Consider the following 22,899-nt stretch of genomic DNA (forward strand, 5'->3'; position numbering starts at 1 on the left):
GTTTCTCCTTATTTTGGAATTTTTTTGCTGACTTTTTTATAGGTTTCTCTGCGATTTTCAATCTCACTGAGGAATTGCAGATAGTTGTCGAAACGGAAGTTTGCAATGATGCCCTCTTCTACTGCTGGTTTCACTGCACAAGATGGCTCATGGGTATGCGTACAAGTGCGGAACTTACAGTCGCGACTGACTCTAGCAATCTCTGGAAAGGCCTGATTAAGGTCCTCTGCTGTTGACACTTCATAATCCAGAGATGAAAATCCTGGTGTATCTGCGATTTTGCCTCCATTGAGGTTGTAAAAACTAACAGCTCGAGTGGTATGACGACCGCGTCCTAGACTATCAGAGATTTCTCCCGTCTCTAGATTGAGGTCAGGAGCAATTTTATTAAGGAGGGTTGACTTCCCGACACCTGTCTGCCCCATAAAGACTGTCACTTTTTCTGTCAACAAGGGTAGTAGCTCCTCTTTACTAGTCACAAAGTCGTAACCAATAGCACCATAGGTCTGCTTGTAAAAATCCAGTTCTCCCCCATCTTCCAGTAAGTCCATCTTGGAAATATAGACGATAGGATGAATGCCCTTATGCTCTAAAAGAACCAAGAAGCGATCCAGCAAATTGCTATTAAAGTCAGGTTCTTTAACGGACATAATGACAACGGCTTGGTCAATATTGACAATGGGTGGACGAACCAGACTATTTTTTCGTTCGTGAATTTTGAGGATATAACCTTCGGAATTTTCCTCCGCAGAAAAATCTACCCAATCCCCAACATAGGGTGTGTGGCCTTTTTTACGAAAATTTCCACGCGCGCGTGTTTGATAAACCTGGCCATCACTCTCCACATAGTAGAAACCCGCCAAAGCTTTAATGATTTGTCCCTGCATCTTAGAGTCCTTGTCCTTTAAGCGCATCTGCTAAACTGGCAAATTCTGCCAAGCTGAGAGCTTCACCACGTACAGATGGTGACAAGCCTGCTTGGTCCAAAGCCTTGGTCAATTTATCCTTGACTTCTTCAGACTTCCCAAAGTAACCTGTCAAGTTGTTCCACAAGGTCTTGCGACGATGAGTAAAACTAGCCTTGGAGACTTTAAAGAAGAAGTTCTCGTCTTCAACTGCTACAGCTGGTTCTGGACGGCGCACCATTTTCAGGATAGCTGAGTCCACGTTGGGCGCTGGCACAAATACTGTACGAGGCACGATAAAGGCAACCTTGGCCGTCATATAATACTGAACTGCAATTGACAAGCTACCGTAAGCCTTAGTATTTGGCTTAGCAGAGATACGATCTGCCACTTCTTTTTGCATCATGACCACAAACTCACTAAAAGAAATGCCACTCTCGATCAAGTGCATGAGAATAGGCGTCGTGATATAGTAAGGCAAGTTGGCTACTACCTTAATAGGCAGGTCAGGGTTTTTAAAATTCTGGATATGTTGCGGTAGATCGACTTTTAGAATGTCCTCGTTGACTACGGTCACATTGTCAAAATCACGCAGGGTATCTGCTAGAATTGGTACCAAGCGGTTATCAATCTCAAAGGCCATAACTTCAGCCGCACGCTCAGCCAAAAATTCCGTCAAAGCACCTATCCCTGGCCCGATTTCGATAACATTGACCTGATCATCAATCTCAGCCGTATCCACGATTTTTTGAAGGATATTGGTATCAGTCAAGAAATTTTGCCCGAAGGATTTTTTAAAGGTAAAACCGTGACGCTCCAGCACTGCCTTGGTCACGCTATAATCTGCAATTCTCATTTATTCTCTTTTCTAATATTAAAGAACTTTCTAATCTCGAGCTCTTCCTTCTTGTTCCTCACTAAGCTTTTGCATGTCTCTAAAAGCTGTTAGGCTAACATAGGCACCCGCTTCATAGTATTCCGTTGGGTTTATGGCATAATCAAAGCCTTCAATCATGCCTCCAGCTTCTTCAATCATGCCATTCCACTTTTCATCAAAGACCATTCTCAGACGTTTCCAATCGGTAAAGACTGGGACGGAATTTCGTCCATCTTTTCCTTCTCTAACGGGAATATTAAAGTTAGCGTCTTTTTCCAAAACAAAGGAATTTGCTTCCTGACCACCCTCTGGGAATCCTGATGCTGCATCTAATGGAAGCAAGAATTTTGCTTTAGGCATAGCCATAGAGAAGAACTTGTAGTAAAGTCCATAAACTAGTTCTTGCTCTTCTGTAGTCGGTTGGTCCATCTGCCCCATCAAGAGCATCCACCTTACCAGATCGGGATTCATGACAGGCACTTGTATTTCTGGTAAATCAGAAAAATCTGGTTTTTGGACTAAGGCTGAAGCACTGATACTTACTTCCTTACTATTAAAGAAAGCACCTAAAGCACCGTTTAAATAAAAGGCTGTCCCTAGGAAATTTTCAATCCCTTTTTTATCTTCTGTATTTTCAATTAGTTTTACGACTGAATTTGGTCGGCTGTCAATGGTTTCCTTGAATTGGCGATACCAAGATGGTGTCAAAAGCATGATCATGGGATCAGTGCAGAGATACCCTTCTTCTCCTCTGTCATAGGTCGTTGAGAAAAGATAGGGTTCTCCTGTTTTTTCCGAATAAACAGCATAAATTGAATCTGCTGCTAATAACTTGTCCTTGACGATTTCCGCTAGACGTTCCAACTTGCGAGTGTTGGATTGATAGCTTTCTTCACTTTCAGTTTCCTGATTTTGACGGCATTTCCATAAAAAGAGATGTAAAATCTCTACGCTGTCATCAAGGGTAGCTGCCAAATAGTCTTCATTTGTTAACTGGCCCTCTTGGATGGCTACAAAAGCACGATAAAGAGCATCTGAATAGCTAGATAATTTTTGCTCTTCCTCAATACCTGAACTAAAGAGCACACTTCCTTTTTTCAGTTTATCCAAAGAAGGAATCCTATCAACCACTAGATGGGCAAGAACTTCATCAGTTAGACTATCTGTATCTTTGTTTTGACTGCTGAGTTTTTTGACTTCTACAGTACCAAGAGCCTCCATTCCTTGGTCGGGATTGCAAAACTGCAACTGATCCCCAACCTTGAGACTACCTTCTAAACTCCCAACAATCAATAATTGATTCGTTTCCTTCATCGGGAACAAATCTAGAACACCCACGCAAGCATTGCCTTTCGCCCCTTCTGCTTCCTTATTGGATTCAGTTGTTTTTGTTGCTTCTATCTTTTTTAAAAAATCAAAGATTCCCATAACTTTTCCTCATCATCTCCACTTAGCACAATTTCTATGGAGTCACTTTTCTAATGCTTGCTACCAAGCCTGATTAAACCGTATATGATTACTTCTATTGTATCATATTCCCTCCACATTTTGGGGGAGTTTCTCAATTCTCGTATGATTTCATAACATCTTCAACTTCAGCTAGACTTATCCCAAATAACTCTAAACGTTTAAGGAGTTGTTTCCCATTGGAATAACCGATACGAAGACTTTCTCCTAGATATTCTCTGCGTTTTCGGCTATCTGCTCCGGCTAGAAAACCAAGGCGAATCAAGTCACTACGGCTAATATCAAAGTCGCTTTCTACTCCAAACTGTTCAGTTACTTGTTCTAGCGCTGTTCTCAAGTCTTCGTAGTTGGCATGTTCGATTCCCAGTGAACGTCCCTTGGTCTTAGACTTAGGCGCTGCCTCGTCTCGTTTGAGAAAGGCGTGTTGCACTGTCGGAATGGTCGTCATAATCATACGACGGATTCGCTCCCCATTAAAATCAGGATCTGTAAAGACAATCACCCCATGACGTTCATGTAAACGTTGGATTCGTTCAAGATCTTGTTCATTGATCGCAGATCCACGAGTCTCATAAGTCTCCACATCAAAGTAGCGTTTTAAATTAGCCGTATCGTCACGTCCTTCTACCACGATGACTTGGGTAATTTTCTCTTTCATGATTTACTTTCCAATCCAAAGATTCGTTCTGCATTGGCACTTGTCACTGCTGCCAATTCTTCTGTCGTCATACCACGCAAGTCTGCAATAAAGTCTACTACATAGCGCGTGTAAGCTGTCTTATTCTCACGTCCACGCTTGGGAACTGGGGCTAAATAAGGTGCATCTGTCTCTACCAAAATCTTATCCAAAGGTAACTCCTTGGCTGCTTCCTGAATATCTGTCGCCTTCTTGAAAGTCACCACTCCAGAAAAGGAAATAGTCATCCCAAGCTCCACAAACTTTTCAGCCCATTCCAGAGAACCAGAGAAGGAATGCATGATGCCGCCACGTGGACCAACTCCTTCACTCTTGATAATCTCATAGGTGTCTTCTAGCGCATCACGGGTGTGAACTACAAAAGGTAAGTCCAGTTCCTTAGAGAGCTGAATCTGACGACGAAAAACCTTTTCTTGAACTTCCTTAGATGCCGTCATCCAGTGGTAGTCCAAACCAATCTCGCCCAAGGCAACAACTTTTGGATGTTTTAGTTTTTCTAGCAAGTAATTCTCAACATCCTCTGTATATGTTCCTGCTTCCGTTGGATGCCAGCCAATCGTCGCATAGAGTTGGTCATACTTGTCCACTAGTTCAAGAGCACGCTCAATAGTCGGTTTGTCAAAACCAACAATATTCATCCGAGTTACACCCATTTCAGCCGCTAAGGCAAGTTCTTCTTCTTCGCGTCCCAAAAATTCTTCCACATTCAAGTGGGTATGAGTATCAAAAATCATTTATATTTCCTCGTTTTTTCTACCTTCTATTATACCAAAAAACTAGTCTCATCCTTATAGGAAAAAATATTTTGAAATCATTCATTTTTTCTTGACGACTTTTTTTCATAGCAGTATAATAACTCTTGTTGAATTTTTAAGAAAAGGAAAGAAAATGTTTACAAAACTAAAATATACCTTTATTGGTCGTCCCCTTAAGTCCTTAACTGAAGGCGAGGGAGGACTACTTGGAAAAACGCAGGCACTCGCAATGCTATCAAGCGATGCTCTATCATCTATTGCGTACGGGCCTGAGCAGGTCGTCCTCGTATTGGCTAGTCTTTCTCCGCTTGCTATCTGGTGGAGTCTCCCTATTGGCATCTTTGTCCTCTTACTATTAGCTAGCCTGACGATATCTTATCGACAAATCATCCATGCCTACCCTCAAGGCGGGGGAGCCTATATGGTAACTCGAGAAAATCTATCTCCTGAGCTAGGTTTGATTGCTGGAGGAAGCCTGCTTGTTGACTATATGTTAACAGTAGCCGTATCCGTGGCTGCAGGAGCTGACGCTATCACTGCTGCACTTCCCGCCCTCCATCCTTACAACCTCCACATCTCCATTTTTCTAGTATGTTTGCTCATGCTTTTAAATCTAAGAGGTTTGAAGGAATCTGCCAGTTCTCTGATGATCCCAGTTTATCTCTTTATCTTTAGTACAGTCTTCCTCTTATTGTTTGGTATCTTCCAACTATTGACAGGTTCTCTCAGTTATCATGCAACTTCTGCAATTGGTCAAACTATCCCAAGTCTGTCAATTGTCCTAATCTTAAGAGCATTCACCAGCGGTTCAGCTTCACTAACAGGGGTTGAAGCCATCTCAAATGCTGTCCCATTTTTCAAGACTCCAAAAGAGAAAAACGCAGCCCAGACGCTTACTATCATGTCTCTAATTCTTGGATTTCTATTTGCAGGGATTACCTTCTTAAACTACTGGATGGGGATTACACCTCAACACGGAGAAACAATCCTCTCACAAATGGCTAAAGGGATTTTAGGAGATTCAGCTCTCGGTCAGATTGTTTATTATCTCTTCCAATTCTCAACTGCCCTAATCCTAGCCGTTGCTGCAAATACTGGTTTTTCTGCCTTTCCAATGTTGGCTTACAATATGGCTAAGAACAAGTACATGCCCCATCTCTTTATGGAAAAGGGAGACCGCCTTGGTTACTCAAACGGTATTTTAACCTTAGCTTTTGGTGCCATAATCCTTCTGCTCATTTTCAACGGAAATACAGAACGCTTGATCCCTCTTTATACTATCGGAGTTTTCGTCCCCTTTGCACTTTCTCAAACAGGTATGATTCGCCACTGGAAAAAAGAAAAAGGCTCTCATTTCTTAAAATCTGCCATTGCTAACATCCTCGGTGCTATCATTTGTTACGTTATCGTTCTTATCCTACTCTTCTTCAGACTTGGAGATATCTGGCCCTTCTTCCCAATTATCCTAGTCTTAACCTTCCTCTTTTTGTCCATCCACAGTCACTACCAAAAAGTGGCGAAACAACTTCGACTTTATGAAGGAATTCAAAAGAAAACTTACGATGGCAATGTCGTACTTGTCTTAGTAGGAAATGTTACTCGAGTCAGCGTCGGAGCGATTAACTACGCTCAAAGCATCGGAGACGAAGTTTTGGCTATGCACATTTCCACCAAGGAAACTGAGAAAAAAGACCAAGAAATCCTCCAAGAATTTGCCGACTACTTCCCAAATATTACTCTTAAAAACATTAATACCAGCTATCGCGATATTATCACACCTACAGTTCGATATGTTCGAAAGATTTCACAAGAAGCCAAGAAAAAGAACTACACGGTTACAGTTCTTGTACCCCAATTTATCCCTAACAAACCTTGGCAAAATACCCTCCACAATCAAATGAGCCTTAAATTAAAATATGCTCTCAGATGGCACGAAGATGTCGTCGTTGCTAGCTACTCTTATCATTTGAAAGAATAAAGAAAAGCTCAAAATCAGAGAAATTATCTTCTGATCTTGAGCTTTTTCTATATGTGATTTTTTCAAGACGTCTTCTAAAATGTTTATTCTCAATCAATAACTTTAGAAAACAATCTTTTTAAATAAAAGAAAAATCAGTAGGCTCGAGTTCCTACTGACTTCTTTGTTTCATTTGTTTGGATTATGCAGCCAAAACTTTGCGTCCTTTACGACGACGAGCTGCCAATACGCGACGACCGTTTTTAGTTGACATACGGTTACGGAATCCGTGTTTGCGCGCACGACGAAGTTTACTTGGTTGATAAGTACGTTTCACGATGAATACCTCCTCATAGATTTTGTATTCGTTTAGCCGGCTATAAAGTGATCAGTTACTAAACATACTTTACTATTCTATCTGATTCTTACTTATTTGTCAATAGCTCTGACAAATGTTTCCAGCTTTTTTGCTATGAAAGCCTTATCTACGATACTGCTTCAAGAAGCGAGTCATCTTTTCCTGTATTTGGGCTAACTCATCGACACGTGGTAGATAAACGATACGGAAGTGATCTGGTTCTTTCCAGTTAAAGCCACGTCCATGTACCAAAAGCACTTTTTCTTGCTTCAAGAAATTAAGGACAAATTGTTCATCATCGTCGATACGATACATATTGCGGTCAATCTTCGGGAATATATAAAGACCTGCTTTTGGTTTAACAGCAGACAAACCAGGGATATCTTGAATGGCATTATAAATAAAGTTTCTTTGTTCATAGATACGACCACCAGGAAGAAGCAACTCATCCACTGACTGGTGACCACCTAGTGACGTTTGAACAACCTGTTGAGCAAGCACATTCGAACAAAGTCGCATGTTTGAGAGCATGTTGAGACCTTCAATGTAGCCCTTTACATGGTGTTTAGGTCCAGACAAGACCATCCAACCAACACGGAAACCAGCGATACGGTGAGATTTAGACAGACCATTCATGCTGACACAGAAAAGGTCTGGAGCCAAACTTGCGACTGGTGTGTGAACATTGCCATCCATAACCATACGGTCGTAAATTTCATCCGCAAAAATAATCAAGTCGTTTTGACGAGCAATCTCAATGATATCTAGCAAGAGTTCTTTAGGGTAAAGAGCCCCAGTTGGATTATTTGGATTGATCAAAACAATAGCCTTAGTATTTGAACTAATCTTAGACTTAATGTCATCTAGGTCTGGATACCATTCCGCTTCTTCATCACAGACGTAGTGAACGGCATTTCCTCCAGCCAAGCTAACTGCAGCAGTCCAAAGAGGATAGTCAGGCATAGGAACCAAGACTTCATCGCCGTTATCCAAAAGCCCTTGCATAGACATAACGATTAGCTCACTAACCCCATTTCCAAGGTAGATGTCATCGATACCCACATTTGGAAAGTTTTTCAGTTGGCAATATTGCATAATCGCTTTACGAGCTGAAAAGATTCCTTTCGAATCTGAATAACCTTCGCTATCACGTGCATTCATAATTAAGTCATGAATCACCTCATCTGGTGCTGTAAAACCAAACTCAGCTGGGTTTCCTGTATTCAAACGGAGAATTTTTTCTCCATTTGCACGCATACGCATGGCTTCTTCCAAAACTGGACCACGAATATCATAAGCCACATGCTCTAATTTGATTGATTTATTAAATTCTTTCATTTGAGTTCCTCTATTCATCAGGATAGTTAATATTATACCACTCCAAAACGAAATCGTAAATTTCCTAGCGCTTTTCCTCAAAAAAACCTTGCTTAATGCAAGGTAACAGAGCAAGGTCGATTTCTTTCTGTATTTGGAGAAGAAAGAGTAGAAAAACACCCTATAAGTTGACCAAATTCGACCAAAATCTTTCTAGAGTAACTCTCATGATCGAAAACAAAGTTCTTATAATGGATGGTAACTGCATGGACGGAAGAGCCTATCCTCTCATCCAGCAAAACGCAAAGAAAAAATAAGTAGACTGACCAACATTAGGAATAATGTTAGACTAAGCCGAGTCTAGTTGTAAAAATACCATCTCACCAACTTATTTCCTTGCCCTGTCAATTCATATTATACACTAAAATCTTTGCATTTTCAAACAAGTATACATATAAAAAGAACTCAATATTTGAGCTCTTTTTGTATGCTATTTCGCAATTTCTGCCAACATTTTTTCGATGTGTTGGATGGATTTTTCACGTCCAAGCAAGTAGATGGTATCTGGCAATTCAGGACCATGCATTTCACCTGAAACGGCAATACGGATTGGCATAAAGAGATTCTTCCCTTTGATCCCAGTTTCTTTTTGAACCGCTTTGATTTGTGGGAAGATATTTTCTGCCACAAACTCATCGTCTGACATGGCTTCCAATTTCGCTTTGAAGGCTTCCAATACTGTTGGTACTGTTTCACCAGCCATGACTTCTCGCTCAGCTTCTGTCAATTCTGGGAAGTCTGAGAAGAAAAGGTCTGTCAACGGAACGATTTCGTCCACTGACTTCATTTGTGGTTTGTAGAGTTCCACCAATTTCTCAGCCTTGTCTGTCAAACGACCTGCTTCTTCGAGGAATGGTTTGGCCATTTCAAAGATAGTCGCAAGATCCGCATTCTTGATATACTCATTGCTCATCCAGTCCATTTTCTTTTGGTCGAAAGCTGCTGGAGACTTGCTGAGACGGTTTTCATCAAAGAGGTTAATGAGTTCTTGACGAGAGAAGATTTCATCTTCTCCTCCAGGATTCCAGCCAAGAAGGGCGATGAAGTTAAAGACTGCTTCTGGAAGGTAACCTTTCTTGCGGTAATCTTCGATAAATTGAAGGGTATTGGTGTCCCGTTTAGACAACTTCTTACCTGTTTCAGAGTTGATGATCAAGGTCATGTGCCCAAACTCTGGCGCTTCCCAACCAAGAGCTTCATAGACCATGAGCTGTTTTGGGGTATTGGCAATGTGGTCATCTCCACGGATAACATGAGAGATTTGCATATCGTGGTCATCGATGGCAACGGCAAAGTTGTAAGTTGGGTAGCCATCTTTCTTCTGGATGACCCAGTCACCACCGATATTGCCACCTTCAAATTCGATATCACCTTTAACCATATCATGCCACTTGTAGATACCTGACTCATTGACAGCCAAACGAACAGTTGGGACGATGCCTGCCGCTTCACGTTCTGCAACATAAGCTGCTTTTTCTTCTTCGCTCATACCAAGGTATTCGTTAATGTAGCGAGGTGTTTCACCAGTGGCTTCTTGGCGTTCACGTTCTGCTGCCAATTCTTCTTCTGTAACATAAGATTTGTAGGCTTTTCCTTCAGCTAAGAGTTGGTCGATATATTTTTGATAGAGTTCCAAACGCTCAGACTGGCGGTAGTTTTCATGAGTCTCTGGACTTTCATCCCAGTCCATGCCTAACCAACGAAGGTTTTCAAGCTGTGAACGTTCTCCGTCTTCGACATGACGTTTGCGGTCAGTATCTTCGATACGGATGATAAAAGTTCCACCATGGTGGCGTGCATACAAATAGTTAAACAATGCTGTACGGGCATTACCGATGTGTAATAGTCCAGTTGGACTTGGTGCATAACGCACACGAATATCTTTTGACATATCTTCTCCTATAAAGTCTCTAGGCGTCTGCCTTTTTGCTCTCTATATTATATCACAAGTCTTGCCAGAGTCCAATTTCTCTTTTCAAGAAAAAGCAAAAAGAGTGGTAAAACCACTCTTTTTTATTCTATTATAGGCGAGCGTTAAGTTCTTTGCTCAATTCTTCAAATCCTGGTTTACCAAGAAGGGCAAACATGTTGCGTTTGTATGCTTCAACACCTGGTTGGTCAAATGGGTTGATGGCATTCAAGTAACCTGAAAGGGCGATGGCCAATTCGAAGAAGTAGATTGTGTAACCAAGAGTGAAGGCATCTTGCTCAGGAAGAGTCACGTACATGTTTGGTACGTCACCGTCAGTGTGGGCAAGAAGAACACCGTCAGTCGCTTTTTTGTTTACAAAGTCAACATCTTTTCCTTGAAGGTAACCAAGTCCGTCAAGGTCTTCTTCCAAAGTAGGGATGATCACATTCTTACGTGGTTTGTCAACACGGACAACTGTTTCAAACATGATACGAGTTCCTTCTTGGATAAATTGACCCAATGAGTGCAAGTCTGTTGAGAAGTTAGCTGAAGTTGGGTAAATCCCTTTTTGGTCTTTCCCTTCTGACTCACCAGCCAATTGTTTCCACCATTCTGAGAAGTATTGAAGTGATGGCTCGTAGTTTACCAAGATTTCAGTTGCATAACCTTTACGGTAAAGGATGTTACGAACAGCTGCATATTGGTAAGCTTCGTTTTCAGAGATTTTATCTGAAGTGTAGTCTTTACGAGCTGCGTTAGCACCTTCCATAAGGGCTTTGATGTCTGCACCTGACGCAGCGATTGGAAGCAATCCAACTGCTGTCAATACTGAGAAGCGTCCACCGATATCATCTGGAACCACAAATGTTTCCCAACCGTTAGCATCTGCTTCAACCTTAACAGCACCTTTTTGGCGGTCAGTTGTTGCGTAGATACGTTTGTTAGCTTCTTCTTGTCCGTATTTCTTAACCAAAAGTTCTTTGAAGACACGGAAAGCGATGGCTGGCTCAGTTGTTGTACCTGATTTAGAAATCACGTTCACTGAGAAGTCTTTATCTGAAACATACTCTACCAAGTCAGCAAGGTAAGTAGATGAGATTGAGTTTCCAGCATAAAGGATTTGTGGAGCTTTGCGCTCTTCTTTTGTTTGCAAGTTTGCAAAGTGGTGGTTCAAGAAGTCAATGGCAGCTTTCGCTCCAAGGTATGATCCACCAATACCGATAACGACCAAAACATCGCTGTCTGCTTTGATTTGTTCAGCAGCTTTCAAGATGCGGTCAAATTCTTCGCGGTCATAGTTTTCAGGAAGGTCCAACCAACCCAAGAAGTCGCTACCAGCACCAGTTCCTTTACGGATCAATTCGTCTGCTGCTGTAACTTGTGCTTGCATGTATTCCACTTCATGTGGTGCAACAAATTTGTCTAATACTTTTGAATAATCAAATTTAATATGTGACATAGTATTCCTCCAAAATTTCTTCTTTTCTATCATAACGCTTACCTTGGATTTTTTCAAGTTTTTATACTGAATTTTTCCAAATTTTATCATAATTCAAACGTTTGCGTAAAAAATGTTACAATATTAAAATTTGAAGAAGCAAAACAAAAAAACGACTAGGTTTCTAGTCGTTATAATTCATTCAATAAATACTCAAATAATTCTAAGTTGCCATCTTCTTCATTGACCAAAAATTCTGGATGCCACTGGAGACCAATAATACGGTGTTCATCAATGGATTCAATTGCTTCAACAGTTTGGTCACGTGGATCTACAGCCGTCACACGGAAATTTGGTGCCAAGTCTTTAATGCTCTGACGGTGCACTGAGTTTACTTGACTTTCTTTACCAAACAATTTTGACACAACACTTCCATCAACTGTCTCAATGGAATGTGAAGTCCCAAAGGGTAGACCTTGCCAATGACCTTCAATCTCCTGATTGAGTGTACCACCAAAGGCAACATTGACAAGCTGAACCCCACGGCAAATGGCTAAGATTGGCTTATTCTGACGCAAGGCTTCTTGTAGAAGAGCGAGCTCAAACTCATCACGAGCTAGGTTATAATCATCACTATCAATCGTTTTTTCCTCACCATAAAACTGAGGGTGAACATTTTGTCCCCCAGTCAAGATGAGCTTATCAATCATTTCTACATAGTCATGGACCACCGACTCATCACCAACCGGAATGACCAAAGGAAGTCCGCCAACCTGACGAATACTCTCAGCAAATTTACAAGAGACTGATGAATGAATATTTTTACCTTCTGCGTCCACGGGACATAGATTTGCTGCAACTCCAACAACTGTTCTTGCCATTACTGATTTCCTTTCATCTTCTATTGATAATCTTATCTTATCATCCTTCCCCACTCCTGTCTAATATGTATTTTTTAAGTCCGTGATAAATTTTTTTTATCAGAAAAAGCTACCCCAAACTAGGACAACTTTTTTGCTTATACTCAATGAAAATCAAAGAGCAAACTAGGAAGCTAGCCGCAGGTTGCTCAAAACACAGTTTTGAGGTTGTGGATAGAACTGACGAAGTCAGTAACACATATACGACAAGGGGACGCTGACGTGGTTTGAATTTGATTTTCGAAGAGTATTATTCAAAGACAAATTGATTATGGTACAGTTCGGAGTAAAAGCCTCCAAGCTTGAGTAATTCGTGATGGTTTCCTTGCTCAATAACTTCACCATCCTTAAGGACAATAATCTGATCTGCATTGAGAATAGTTTTCAAGCGATGGGCAATCACAAAACTAGTTCTTCCTGCCACAATAGCTTCCATGGCATTTTGAATCTTACTTTCCGTTACAGTATCCACGTTTGATGTTGCCTCATCCAAGATTAAGACCTGGGGATCTGTCATCAAGGTACGAGCGATGGAAATCAACTGTTTTTGGCCAGTTGAGAATACGCTCTGATCATCATTAATCAAAGTATCATACTTATCTGGCAGGCTTTCGATGTAGTCATGGATATGCGTAGCCTTAGCAGCTGCTTCAACCATCTCCTGACTGGCATCTGGTACACCAAAACGAATATTGTCTCGGATGGTTCCACTAAATAAAACTGAATCCTGTAGGACAATTCCTACCTTACTTCGCAAACTGTCTAAATCAAACTCGCGAATATCTGTTCCATCAAAGCTGATACTACCTGCATCCACATCATAAAAACGATTGATTAAGTTCATGATGGTTGTTTTCCCTGAACCTGTGGGACCAACAACCGCAATCATTTTTCCTTTTGGAGCTGAAATGCTAACATCTTTCAGAATCGGTTTCCCTGGGAGATAGGAGAAGTCTACGTTACGAATCTCCACACCATCTTTTAATTCGTTAAAGACTGGAGCATCTTTAGGACGAATTTCTTCTTCGGCATCAAACATTTCTTGGATACGGTCTGCACCTGTAAAGGCCAGTTGCAAACTTCCCCAGCTCGCCGCTAATTGGATAATGGGCTGGTAATACTGTTGCGAAAACTGAGTAAACATGACAATTAAACCCAGAGCAGTTGCTGTCTCGATATTCTGATCATTCAGTAAGACAGCTGAACCGACAAAAATAACAATAGCTGTATTGACCAAGCTCATTCCGTTCATGACAGGAAAGAGAATTCCTGAAAACAGTCTTCCCTTAAAGGTTGCTTTTCGAACCCGTTCATTTTGCTCAACAAAACCTGCAATCACATCATCTTGAATACCTTGAACAATAACGGCTTTCTGACCCGAAATACTCTCATCCATATAAGCATTGAGCTTCCCAACTTCTTTCTGTTGGAGATTGGTATATTTTCTTGCCAATTTCAAAATGACAATCAACATGATGACAGCTATCGGAGTGCTAGCAATCGTAATCAAAGCCAAGGTCACATTTTTTGCGAACATGACAATCAACAAACCAATATAAAGCGCAATATTGGTCATAACAGACACCAGACTTTCATTGAAAGCTTGTAGGATGTTATCCAAATCACTGGTGAAACGTGACAGAATATCTCCGTCTTGATGGCGGTCAAAGAAGGATACAGTCAAGCGAGAAAGCTTGCCAAAAAGGCCCTTACGCATCTCATTTGTCGATTCGGCAATAATACGGCTCATCAAAACCATATAGATAAGACTCGACACCACGAGCACAATCAAAATATAAGCAAGATTAATCAAGAGTCCTAATAGACTTTGCCAAACCATATTAGGATTTCCATTTTGATAAGCTATAACCAAATTAGCCAGTTCTGTGACTGTTTGACCTGCAAATACTGGAAAGAGAGCTTGGGCTACCGTTGCAATGATAATCATAGCAATAACAACGACAAAGGATATCTTATAAACTTTAAAATAGTTCCAAAAGAATTCAAATGTCTTCATCCTACTCCTCCTTTCCTTTTTGCGTCTCGTAAATTTCACGATAAACTGGGTTTGTTGCAACCAAGTCAGCGTGTTTGCCTTGACCAATCAAGCGACCTTGGTCAAGCACTAAAATTTTATCAGCATGCACAACAGAGCTAATCTTTTGTGCGATGATAATCGTAGTCGTCCCCTTCAAATCCTTGTTGAGGGCTTCTTGAACCAAACGTTCCGATTTGGCATCAAGGGCAGAGGTTGAATCATCAAAAATCAAGATACGAGGATTGCTGACAATCCCACGCGCAATAGACATTCTTTGTTTTTGTCCACCAGAAAAGTTAGTCCCACGTTCCTCAACCGGACTTTCAAAGGCTAAGTCCATACGACTAATAAATTCACTGGCCTGGGCGATACGAGCTGCGCGTTCCATTTCTGAAACTGTCGCATCTCCCTTACCTTGTCTGAGATTATCTGCGATGGTTCCACTAAAGAGAATGGCTCTTTGTAGGACGATAGAAACTGTCTTACGAAGCGTCCCTTCACTAACTGTCCGAATGTCCTTTCCACCAATCTTGATCGAACCTTGCTGAGGATCAAATAATCGTGGAATCAACTGAGCTAAGGTTGATTTCCCTGCACCAGTTGCTCCGACAACCCCAACCATTTCACCAGCTGCGATATCGAAGGATACATCTTTTAGGATAGGTTCTTCATCATTTGGATAAGTAAAGGTCACATTTTCAAAACTGAGACTTCCTTCCAATTCTTCATCTTCCACATCATTGAAAGTCATAGCTGGTTCTGTATCAAGGATTTCACGAATACGACGAAGGGAAATCATGGCACGAGTAACTGAGTTCCCCAAAAATCCAACCATGACGATGGTAAAGATAATCTGACTCAGGTAGTTTACAAAGGAAGCAATGGAACCAACTACTGACGGATCTGACTCTGCCATACCTGCTACAAGCCAGATTGAAAGAAAGACAGCCCCGTATGAAATCATCATCATTACAGGTTGAACGATAGAAAATGCATAACCGATATAAAGGTTTTCTCCCAACAATTCATCTGACACCTGCGTAAATTTATCAAACTGATCTTTTTCTCGGACAAAAGACTTAACCACACGCACACCACGCAAATTTTCTTTAGCAATGGCATTGATACGCTCTAGTAAGGTCTGGAATTTTGCAAAGCGTGGTCCCACAACTCCCATCATAAAACCCATTATGGCAACAATCAGAACGACCATGAGAACTAGCACCCACCACAGAGAAGGTAGGGTGACAACTGCTAGAATAAAGGAACCGATAAATAAAATCGGTAGTCGAAAGAGGATTTGGAAGGTCATCATAACGACGTTTTGAATCTGGTTGATATCGTTGGTCATACGCACAACGAGGTTCCCTGCATTAAACTTCTCAATATTGGCGTATGAAAAAGTTTGAATCTTACGAAAGGCATCTTCACGTAAGTCAGACGAAACTCCTTGAGCAATGTAAGCTGCTAACACTACATTGATCCCACCTGCAACCAAACCAATCAAGGCAACTAGAATCAACCAAAAACCGATACTATAAATAGCCTCATTATCACCTGTTAGCAAGGCCTCTAAAACTTCCTGTAAATAACGTGGCTGCAGGAGTGAACTCGTTACCATTAGACCTGTCATAATTAAGGAAGCCAGAGCCTGCCATTTATAGGCTTTTATTTTCTGAAACAGCATATTTCCCCCTTATAAGATAGACAAAAGGGAACGACAGCTCTGTCAGTCCCTTCTTATGCTTTCATGTTGATGCTATTCTAACAAAAAAGAATGCTATTGTCAAAGCACTCAGCTCTCGCAAGCTTGTGAATCAAGACATTAGCATCCTATTAATCATTTTCATTTAGTACTGAATTTTATTGTTCTGAACTATCTTGCTCGTCTAATTGAGCTCGTCCAATTTCACGGTAGCTACGGTCCCCAACAATCTCAACTGAGAACTGACCATCTTGGTACTCGAGAATCGTCACACTTCCATTATCAAGACCATGCGGATGCATGCCGTTGATAAGATAGACAATGGTTCCGATTGTCATTCCATGGCTAACTACCAGAGCATTTCCTCCCCCATTAGCTTCCATTTCCTTGGCAATGGCTTCAAAACCTTCCCAAATACGACCACTTAGTTTTTCCCAGCCTTCAGCCCAGCCTGCTGTATCCACTTCTACCAGACCTTCAGCCAGCTCAGCATAGGACAAACGATGCACATGATCGACATTAAAGATACGAGGAATAATCCCCATAAATAAGTCCCCATCATAAGCACCATCAAAACTACCAAAGCACCATTCACGAATTCGCTTATCCATGCGATAAGGAATTTGCCCTGTCAAACCAAGTTCTTCAAGGATAATTCCCATTGTCTGAATGGTCCGCCCTGAGTCACTTGAATAAGCACGCTCAAAGGTTAAGCCAGACTCACGCAAACCAATCCCTAATTCATGAATGCCTCGTTCTCCCTCAGCTGTTAGGGGAGTATCACTCCAACCTTGAGCACGACCGATTGTATTAAACATTGTTTTCCCATGTCGTACTAGATACAATTTTACACTTGACATATTCTGTCCTCCATATGTATCTATTATAGCATGATTTCAGGTAAAAACCTCGTCCTAACTTCACTGGCCTTCAACCTCACAATTGAAGCAAAAATCCAAGCTATTCCGTATCTTTCTTTGAAGGAGTAACTTCAAAAGACTTTGCAGTTTCTTTTTTGACCTGTTCTTCTTTTTTCTCCTCATTTCCTTCTTTGGACTTATTTTCTATCTTCTTAGTCTTTTTATCGGTCTTTTTCAAAGGAGAAAAGTGAAATTCAAACTGATTTTTTCCAGTGTTAACAGTTGTTATGAAGCTCTTTTCATCATAATGATAAGTTGACTTTCCTATGTCAAATGACTGTTCTCCACTTTCAGAACTAGCTTTTTCATAAGTTCTTTTAGCCATTGCAAATGCAAGAAGCTTTTCTTTATTAAGGGCATAATCCTGATGATGAGCCACTTGTCGATTCAGATAAAACTGCAATAAGAGACTAAAAATTCCAGCAATAGTAACGGCGTAAAGGAGAACTCCAGCCCTAACTTTTTTCTTTTTCCACACGATAGATAAACTCCCTCTCAAGTCCCTTTTCAAACTGAAAATAAAAATGAACATTTTGCCCTTTTTGGTAAATATGAGCTGATTTCAGACCGTAGATCATAGGTTGATAACCACGTCCACTAGCATCTGTTTTCCGAAAATCATTTGACTTTGATTTACCCATAGAGATAGATTTCCCATCCTGTTTAAGGTAAAGTCTATCATTCTCCACTTTTTCAAATTGAGTTCGATTCAACTCTGCTTCCAGCTGATCCACAAATAAGAGCCATTCCTTCTGCTCACTTTTCTGCTGGTAGCGAACTTCTGAAACCAAGAGTTGACTCATAGATTGAAAAAGAAGTAAACTCCCACTAATCACAATAAGAGCAACCAGGGATTCTAAAAGAGTAAAGGCTCTGACTCTACTTATCTTGAATCGCCAGTAATTTTTCAGTTCCATGATACACCTCCAAACCTCGCTCATTCGAGACAACATCAACCGTAAGCCCATTAACCGTCAACTGCTTTTGTCCAGTCTGCAAAGCCATACGGGCCACTCGCAAAACTTCTTCCTGTTTTAGAAGTTCTGCTTCTCTCCTTCTACTTTCTTGAATCTGTCCTAGCAAGAGGGTTGCAATACTGGCAAAAATAGCGAGTGAAATCACTGCCTCCAGTAGAATGACCGCCTTAATTTTTTGCTTCTTGAATACGTTTAATCTTTCCATTTCCTAGATATAGTTGGTAGCGAACCACTTCTTTCCTTGTTTGAAATCTCACGCTAGCCAGAGACGAATTCCCACCAGCCTTGTCAAAGGAAATTGACTGATTAGACTGCAATTGAATTCCTTTAGGGATGGCTAATTTCTGATAGCCATTTCCAATACTTCTCTCTTCTAACATTAAGTTGATCTTTTGCTGACCAGCCAGACTCCGTTTCTGCGTTGCTCTATATAGTTCCTCAAACTCCATAAAGAAAATCTGCTCCTCCACAGCCGCAAAAGTGGACTGAACTGAACTTGACAAGCCCAAAGCTAACAGACTGACTATTCCTAATACCAATAGACTTTCTAGCACAGTAAAAGCCCTAATCCGCAACTGTTTGACTTGTCTTTTGCTTTGCATGATATTCTTTATAGGCTTTTGCTTGCTCAGCAGTGATACGTCCATCTGCCTGTAATTTACTTAGACTGGCATCTTCATTTTTATCCAGACTATAGAGTTCTGCCTGACTTTCTACCACCTTGACGACAGCCGCTTTCCCCTTGTCATTCACTGCATCCTTTTGCTTCGTCAGATTTGGCACAAAAAGCAAGAGTAGGACGCTAATGATAAGAAGAACCACTAACATTTCGATCAGAGTAAAAGCTTTTACCTTTGCTTCTTTTAATTTCATCATCATTTTTTTCATCTAAAAATTCACCTCCATATTTTGATACATGGGCAGCAACATAGCTGCGTACAATAAAACGATTAGTAGGGCTACAAAAATAAATACCATGGGTTGTACTAGATTCATAGTCCGATTGACTCGGGTAAAGAAGGATTCCCACGTTTTTTCCGCATAGATTTCCAATTCGCTTCCCAACTTGGATTTAACCTCTCCATATTCAATGATTAATCCCAACTCCCTTCTAAAGAAGGGATAGATCTGAACAACCTTAGAAAATTCATGCCCATTTTGCAAAGACTGATCTAAATCGTATCCAATTTCCTTAAAAAGAGGATTCCCTTGCTCTTGCATCATCTGGAAAATCTGTGCCAACTCTAAACCTTGTCCAATCATATTGCCCCATTCTCGAGCATAATAGGCAGTTAGAAAATACTGAACAAACACACCTAGAAAGGGAATCCTAGCCAGATAAGAAAAGACCTGTATCTTCCTAGATTTCCTGTAGAATATCAGTCCTGTTAAAAATGCGAGACCTAGCGTCAGAGCAAACCCAAGAAAAATCTGTGGCAGGTTACTAATCACTAAGGTAGCTATGTTGCTACTATCCAGTTGGGGCAAAAGATAATTCCGCAAACCCAACATAATAAGCAGTAAGAAAACTAACAAAATGACTGGATAGGTCGCAACTTCAATTAACTTTTTCTTAACCTTAGCTAGATTATCCAGATATTCTTCAATTTTCCCCAAACTCAAATGGAGATTCCCATGAACTTCAGCCAGCGAAAGTTGCGTGACAATCGCACTCGAAAAACCTAAATTCCCCATCATTTCCGAGAAAGACTTCCCTTGCGAGAGCCCTAGGCGCATCTGCGATACATATTCCTTTTCCAACAAGAGACTTCTATCTAGAAAGGAAATGATTTCTACCAAGTGAAAACCACTCGAGAACAAATTGTTAAAGAGAGTGATGATTTTCTTCTGTTTACTGATAGCTAATTTTCTCCGTTTCAGCTTGAAGGGCAGTGATATGTCCATCTTTAAAAAGTTGGTCAATTTGCTCATTCCACTTGTTTGCTTGGTGTTCTTGATAATTTTGGTTTGCAAAATCAATAATTCCTCCTCCCCCGATTAGCCTCTGGTAGCAAACACCTTGTAAAACAACTGCCAGTTCATCTTCGCTGACACCAAGTTCTAAAAGACGCTCATAAACTCCACGAATACTTTTGGCATGAATGGTTGAAAATACTGTGGCACCTGTCAAACTAGCTCGTACAACTGCACGGGCTGTTTCGCTATCTCGAATTTCCCCAATAATCAACAGATCTGGTCGATGACGAAGGGATAGTTTTATCAGATTTTCATAACTCAATCCAATAGCTTCATTGAGTTGTAATTGCAGCATCTCTTCTTGCTTTATCTCGACCGGGTCTTCAATGGACATGACCTGTTGCCCCTTAAACAATGACTTAGCTAATTCATGCATCAGAGTCGTTTTCCCACTTCCTACAGGGCCTGCAAAAAGATAAAGCCCGCGTTGCCTAAAGCCCTTTTCCAGTTCCTTAAGGTCCTGAAACCAGAAGTGCAACTCTTGTTCTTGGTCATGTAAAAGTCGAATAACTAGACTCTCATGCCCACGATAATCTCCTACAGTTGACAAACGTAGTGAAGAAATCTTGCCATCATGCTGATAATCACAGGAACCCAGCTGACTACGACGCTTTTCGCCAACGTTCATCCCCGCAATAAACTTAAAGTGACTAATGACAGCACCCAACTTTTCAAAATCATAGGTATCAATTAGACATCTTTCATCTCCAATTCGCATATGTAGCTCATAAATCTGATTCTTAGGAACAAAATAAATATCCTGAGCTCCAGATTTTTTTGCGAGACTAATCAATTCTTGTGCAAGTGCTTGTACCATATCTCCTCCTCAGTTTATTATTCGAAGAAAATATAAAAAAAGAACAACTTTATTAAAAAGTTGTTCCATCTTTTTTGATACGACAAGTTCGGTGGATTTCTATACCCGTTTGTTTTTCATAACCCGGTCTGAATTTTTCGTCTGGGATAACTTGACCATCTTCTAGTAAAGCCAGCGAATGATATTGTTGCAGAAATTCATCACATTCCTCACACCAACGTTTATCATCTGGATCCCAAAATATGGTCATCAAGTCCCCACGACTTTTGTAAAGTGGAATTTTCTTTTCCAACTCAAACCAACAAGATTTATAATACTTCAAGGCGTCATAGTAATTTTCAAATTTCTTACTCCTAGTGACGTCTTCTTCCCATCCATCTATGAACCACCAAGGTTCAAAATCTCCATACATTTCTATAACACGATACATAGTTTCATTTCCTTTGTACCGTATATTATAGCGAAATTTCGAGAACAATGAAAGAAATCTGCTCGTTTTCAGTAACTACCTTAGAATATTTCTCATTGATTCAATCACCCTTTAAAACTTTCTAAAACTAAAAAGCAGCAACTAAGATTAGTCACTACTTTATGATTTTATGCTTGATAACGTTTTTCACCATCAAGATAAGTTGCCACCAATTCCAAATCCTTATCAAGAACGATAAAGTCAGCATCGTAGCCTTCACGGATTTGTCCACAGACATCGTCAATATGAACAGATTTTGCCGGGTTAAGACTGGCCATCATGACTGCTTCATGCGGATTTGCAATTCCCCATTCAACAACATTTTTTAAACCGTCTTTCAGTTTGAGAATAGAACCTGCCAAGTTGCCAGTAGATTTGAGGCGCGCAGTTCCATTTGCAACCACAACCGGGAATTCTCCGAGCATGTAGTCACCATCTTGCAAACCACCCGCTGTCATACAGTCAGTGATAAGGGCAATATTTTCAGTACCTTTTTGTTTAAGTAGGATATCACAAGCTTTAGGATCAACGTGATGACCATCACAAATCAATTCAGCATAGGTATGTGGTAACTCATACATAGCACCAACCATTCCAAGCTCACGATGAGTTAAGCCACGCATACCATTATAAGCGTGAACCCATACACTAGCACCAGCATCAACAGCCTTTTTAGCCTGATCAAATGTTGCATTTGAGTGACCAAGAGCAACCGTCACACCTTCGCCAGTGATTGTGCGTACAAAGTCCTCAACCCCTTCACGTTCAGGTGCAAGTGCAATTTTATTAAGAAGGCCATTAGCAGCCTTCTGCCAAGCACGAAATTCATCCATCCGAGGATCTTTCATGTAAGCAGGGTTTTGAGCTCCTTTAAATTCCTCAGTAAAGTAAGGTCCTTCAAAGTAGATCCCACGAATCTTAGCTCCAGAAGCCTCTTGGTAACGTGCCCCAATGTTTTCAGTAACAGCGAGTAATTGTTCGTAAGAAGAAGTTAAAGTAGTCGGTAAAAAGCTTGTAACACCTGTGCTAAGAAGTCCTTCACTCATTGTATGAAGTGTTCCTTCAATATTATTGTCCATGACATCCACACCACCGAAACCATGGATGTGAGTGTCAACAAGACCAGGTGCGATACTATAACCACTATAGTCAATAACTTCAGCCCCATCAGAAACTTGATCTACATGTTTACCAAACTTCCCATCGACAACTTCTAAGTAACCACCACGACGAACTCCATGAGGATAGAAAAATTGGTCCGCTTTAATATATTTAGGCATAATGATAACCTCCGTAAATGAATTTTTCTAATATTTATTATGTCAATTACATT

The 22,899-nt window shown here is 40.7% G+C and carries 23 protein-coding genes; 1 reads left to right on the forward strand and 22 read right to left on the reverse strand.

Going from position 1 to position 22,899, the window contains the following annotated elements:
* Positions 1–8: 8 nt before the first annotated feature.
* From rsgA to ACVAMZ_RS08195, 5 genes are all read right to left on the reverse strand, one after another.
* The gene (rsgA, locus tag ACVAMZ_RS08175) at positions 9–887 is read right to left on the reverse strand and encodes a ribosome small subunit-dependent GTPase A (protein ID WP_006151675.1); all 879 of its coding nucleotides are present in this window, start codon (positions 885–887) and stop codon (positions 9–11) included.
* A gap of 1 nt (position 888) precedes the next feature.
* Positions 889–1,761, reverse strand: a complete 873-nt coding sequence (gene rsmA / locus ACVAMZ_RS08180) for a 16S rRNA (adenine(1518)-N(6)/adenine(1519)-N(6))-dimethyltransferase RsmA (protein ID WP_006151930.1) — start codon at positions 1,759–1,761, stop codon at positions 889–891.
* Positions 1,762–1,791: 30 nt separating this feature from the next.
* Entirely contained in the window at positions 1,792–3,210 is a 1,419-nt protein-coding gene (locus ACVAMZ_RS08185) for an SseB family protein (protein WP_461684573.1), read from the reverse strand.
* A gap of 133 nt (positions 3,211–3,343) precedes the next feature.
* The gene (rnmV, locus tag ACVAMZ_RS08190; RefSeq protein WP_074324303.1) at positions 3,344–3,907 is read right to left on the reverse strand and encodes a ribonuclease M5; all 564 of its coding nucleotides are present in this window, start codon (positions 3,905–3,907) and stop codon (positions 3,344–3,346) included.
* Positions 3,904–4,680, reverse strand: coding sequence for a TatD family hydrolase (locus tag ACVAMZ_RS08195; RefSeq protein WP_461684574.1), 777 nt, complete (start codon positions 4,678–4,680; stop codon positions 3,904–3,906). Before ACVAMZ_RS08195 ends, rnmV begins: the two co-directional genes overlap by 4 nt.
* 154 nt (positions 4,681–4,834) lie before the next feature.
* On the opposite strand from ACVAMZ_RS08195, the gene ACVAMZ_RS08200 reads away from it, so the two are divergent.
* Positions 4,835–6,679, forward strand: a complete 1,845-nt coding sequence (locus ACVAMZ_RS08200; protein ID WP_461684575.1) for an APC family permease — start codon at positions 4,835–4,837, stop codon at positions 6,677–6,679.
* A gap of 181 nt (positions 6,680–6,860) precedes the next feature.
* Here the strand turns inward: ACVAMZ_RS08200 and rpmH are convergent, their stop codons facing one another.
* The 17 genes from rpmH to nagA form a co-directional block, all read right to left on the reverse strand.
* Complete coding sequence (gene rpmH, locus ACVAMZ_RS08205) at positions 6,861–6,995, reverse strand: 50S ribosomal protein L34 (protein ID WP_000831905.1); 135 nt, start codon at positions 6,993–6,995, stop codon at positions 6,861–6,863.
* 144 nt (positions 6,996–7,139) lie between these two features.
* On the reverse strand, positions 7,140–8,354 hold the full coding sequence (locus tag ACVAMZ_RS08210) for a pyridoxal phosphate-dependent aminotransferase (protein WP_049494525.1): 1,215 nt from the start codon (positions 8,352–8,354) through the stop codon (positions 7,140–7,142).
* A 469-nt stretch (positions 8,355–8,823) separates the two neighbouring features.
* Entirely contained in the window at positions 8,824–10,284 is a 1,461-nt protein-coding gene (gene gltX / locus ACVAMZ_RS08215) for a glutamate--tRNA ligase (protein ID WP_461684576.1), read from the reverse strand.
* Between the two features lie 130 nt (positions 10,285–10,414).
* Entirely contained in the window at positions 10,415–11,764 is a 1,350-nt protein-coding gene (locus ACVAMZ_RS08220; protein ID WP_004251578.1) for a glucose-6-phosphate isomerase, read from the reverse strand.
* 170 nt (positions 11,765–11,934) lie between these two features.
* On the reverse strand, positions 11,935–12,624 hold the full coding sequence (locus ACVAMZ_RS08225; RefSeq protein ID WP_045614750.1) for a gamma-glutamyl-gamma-aminobutyrate hydrolase family protein: 690 nt from the start codon (positions 12,622–12,624) through the stop codon (positions 11,935–11,937).
* A gap of 289 nt (positions 12,625–12,913) precedes the next feature.
* Positions 12,914–14,680, reverse strand: coding sequence for an ABC transporter ATP-binding protein (locus ACVAMZ_RS08230; protein WP_461684577.1), 1,767 nt, complete (start codon positions 14,678–14,680; stop codon positions 12,914–12,916).
* A gap of 1 nt (position 14,681) precedes the next feature.
* Positions 14,682–16,388, reverse strand: a complete 1,707-nt coding sequence (locus ACVAMZ_RS08235; RefSeq protein WP_461684578.1) for an ABC transporter ATP-binding protein — start codon at positions 16,386–16,388, stop codon at positions 14,682–14,684.
* A 176-nt stretch (positions 16,389–16,564) separates the two neighbouring features.
* Positions 16,565–17,266, reverse strand: coding sequence for a histidine phosphatase family protein (locus ACVAMZ_RS08240; protein ID WP_414254261.1), 702 nt, complete (start codon positions 17,264–17,266; stop codon positions 16,565–16,567).
* 100 nt (positions 17,267–17,366) lie between these two features.
* Positions 17,367–17,804 carry a competence type IV pilus minor pilin ComGG gene (comGG, locus tag ACVAMZ_RS08245; RefSeq protein ID WP_461684579.1) on the reverse strand — a complete coding sequence of 146 codons (438 nt, stop codon included), beginning with the start codon at positions 17,802–17,804 and terminating at the stop codon, positions 17,367–17,369.
* Positions 17,782–18,243, reverse strand: coding sequence for a competence type IV pilus minor pilin ComGF (gene comGF, locus ACVAMZ_RS08250; RefSeq protein ID WP_254726639.1), 462 nt, complete (start codon positions 18,241–18,243; stop codon positions 17,782–17,784). The genes comGG and comGF overlap by 23 nt, the downstream gene beginning before the upstream one ends.
* Positions 18,206–18,508 (reverse strand): competence type IV pilus minor pilin ComGE, encoded by a 303-nt coding sequence (gene comGE / locus ACVAMZ_RS08255; protein WP_461684580.1) that lies wholly within the window; start codon positions 18,506–18,508, stop codon positions 18,206–18,208. Before comGE ends, comGF begins: the two co-directional genes overlap by 38 nt.
* The gene (gene comGD / locus ACVAMZ_RS08260; RefSeq protein ID WP_461684581.1) at positions 18,471–18,905 is read right to left on the reverse strand and encodes a competence type IV pilus minor pilin ComGD; all 435 of its coding nucleotides are present in this window, start codon (positions 18,903–18,905) and stop codon (positions 18,471–18,473) included. Before comGD ends, comGE begins: the two co-directional genes overlap by 38 nt.
* Positions 18,868–19,191 carry a competence type IV pilus major pilin ComGC gene (gene comGC, locus ACVAMZ_RS08265; protein WP_235083713.1) on the reverse strand — a complete coding sequence of 108 codons (324 nt, stop codon included), beginning with the start codon at positions 19,189–19,191 and terminating at the stop codon, positions 18,868–18,870. The genes comGD and comGC overlap by 38 nt, the downstream gene beginning before the upstream one ends.
* Positions 19,192–20,208 (reverse strand): competence type IV pilus assembly protein ComGB, encoded by a 1,017-nt coding sequence (gene comGB, locus ACVAMZ_RS08270; protein WP_461685180.1) that lies wholly within the window; start codon positions 20,206–20,208, stop codon positions 19,192–19,194.
* Positions 20,156–21,097, reverse strand: a complete 942-nt coding sequence (gene comGA / locus ACVAMZ_RS08275; protein WP_461684582.1) for a competence type IV pilus ATPase ComGA — start codon at positions 21,095–21,097, stop codon at positions 20,156–20,158. The genes comGB and comGA overlap by 53 nt, the downstream gene beginning before the upstream one ends.
* Before the next feature lie 52 nt (positions 21,098–21,149).
* Positions 21,150–21,527: a DUF1033 family protein gene (locus ACVAMZ_RS08280; protein WP_214262509.1), complete on the reverse strand. Its 378-nt coding sequence runs from the start codon at positions 21,525–21,527 to the stop codon at positions 21,150–21,152.
* A gap of 167 nt (positions 21,528–21,694) precedes the next feature.
* Complete coding sequence (nagA, locus tag ACVAMZ_RS08285) at positions 21,695–22,846, reverse strand: N-acetylglucosamine-6-phosphate deacetylase (protein ID WP_447264050.1); 1,152 nt, start codon at positions 22,844–22,846, stop codon at positions 21,695–21,697.
* Between the last annotated feature and the right edge of the window lie 53 nt (positions 22,847–22,899).

The sequence above is a fragment of the Streptococcus sp. KHUD_017 genome (assembly GCF_054861245.1).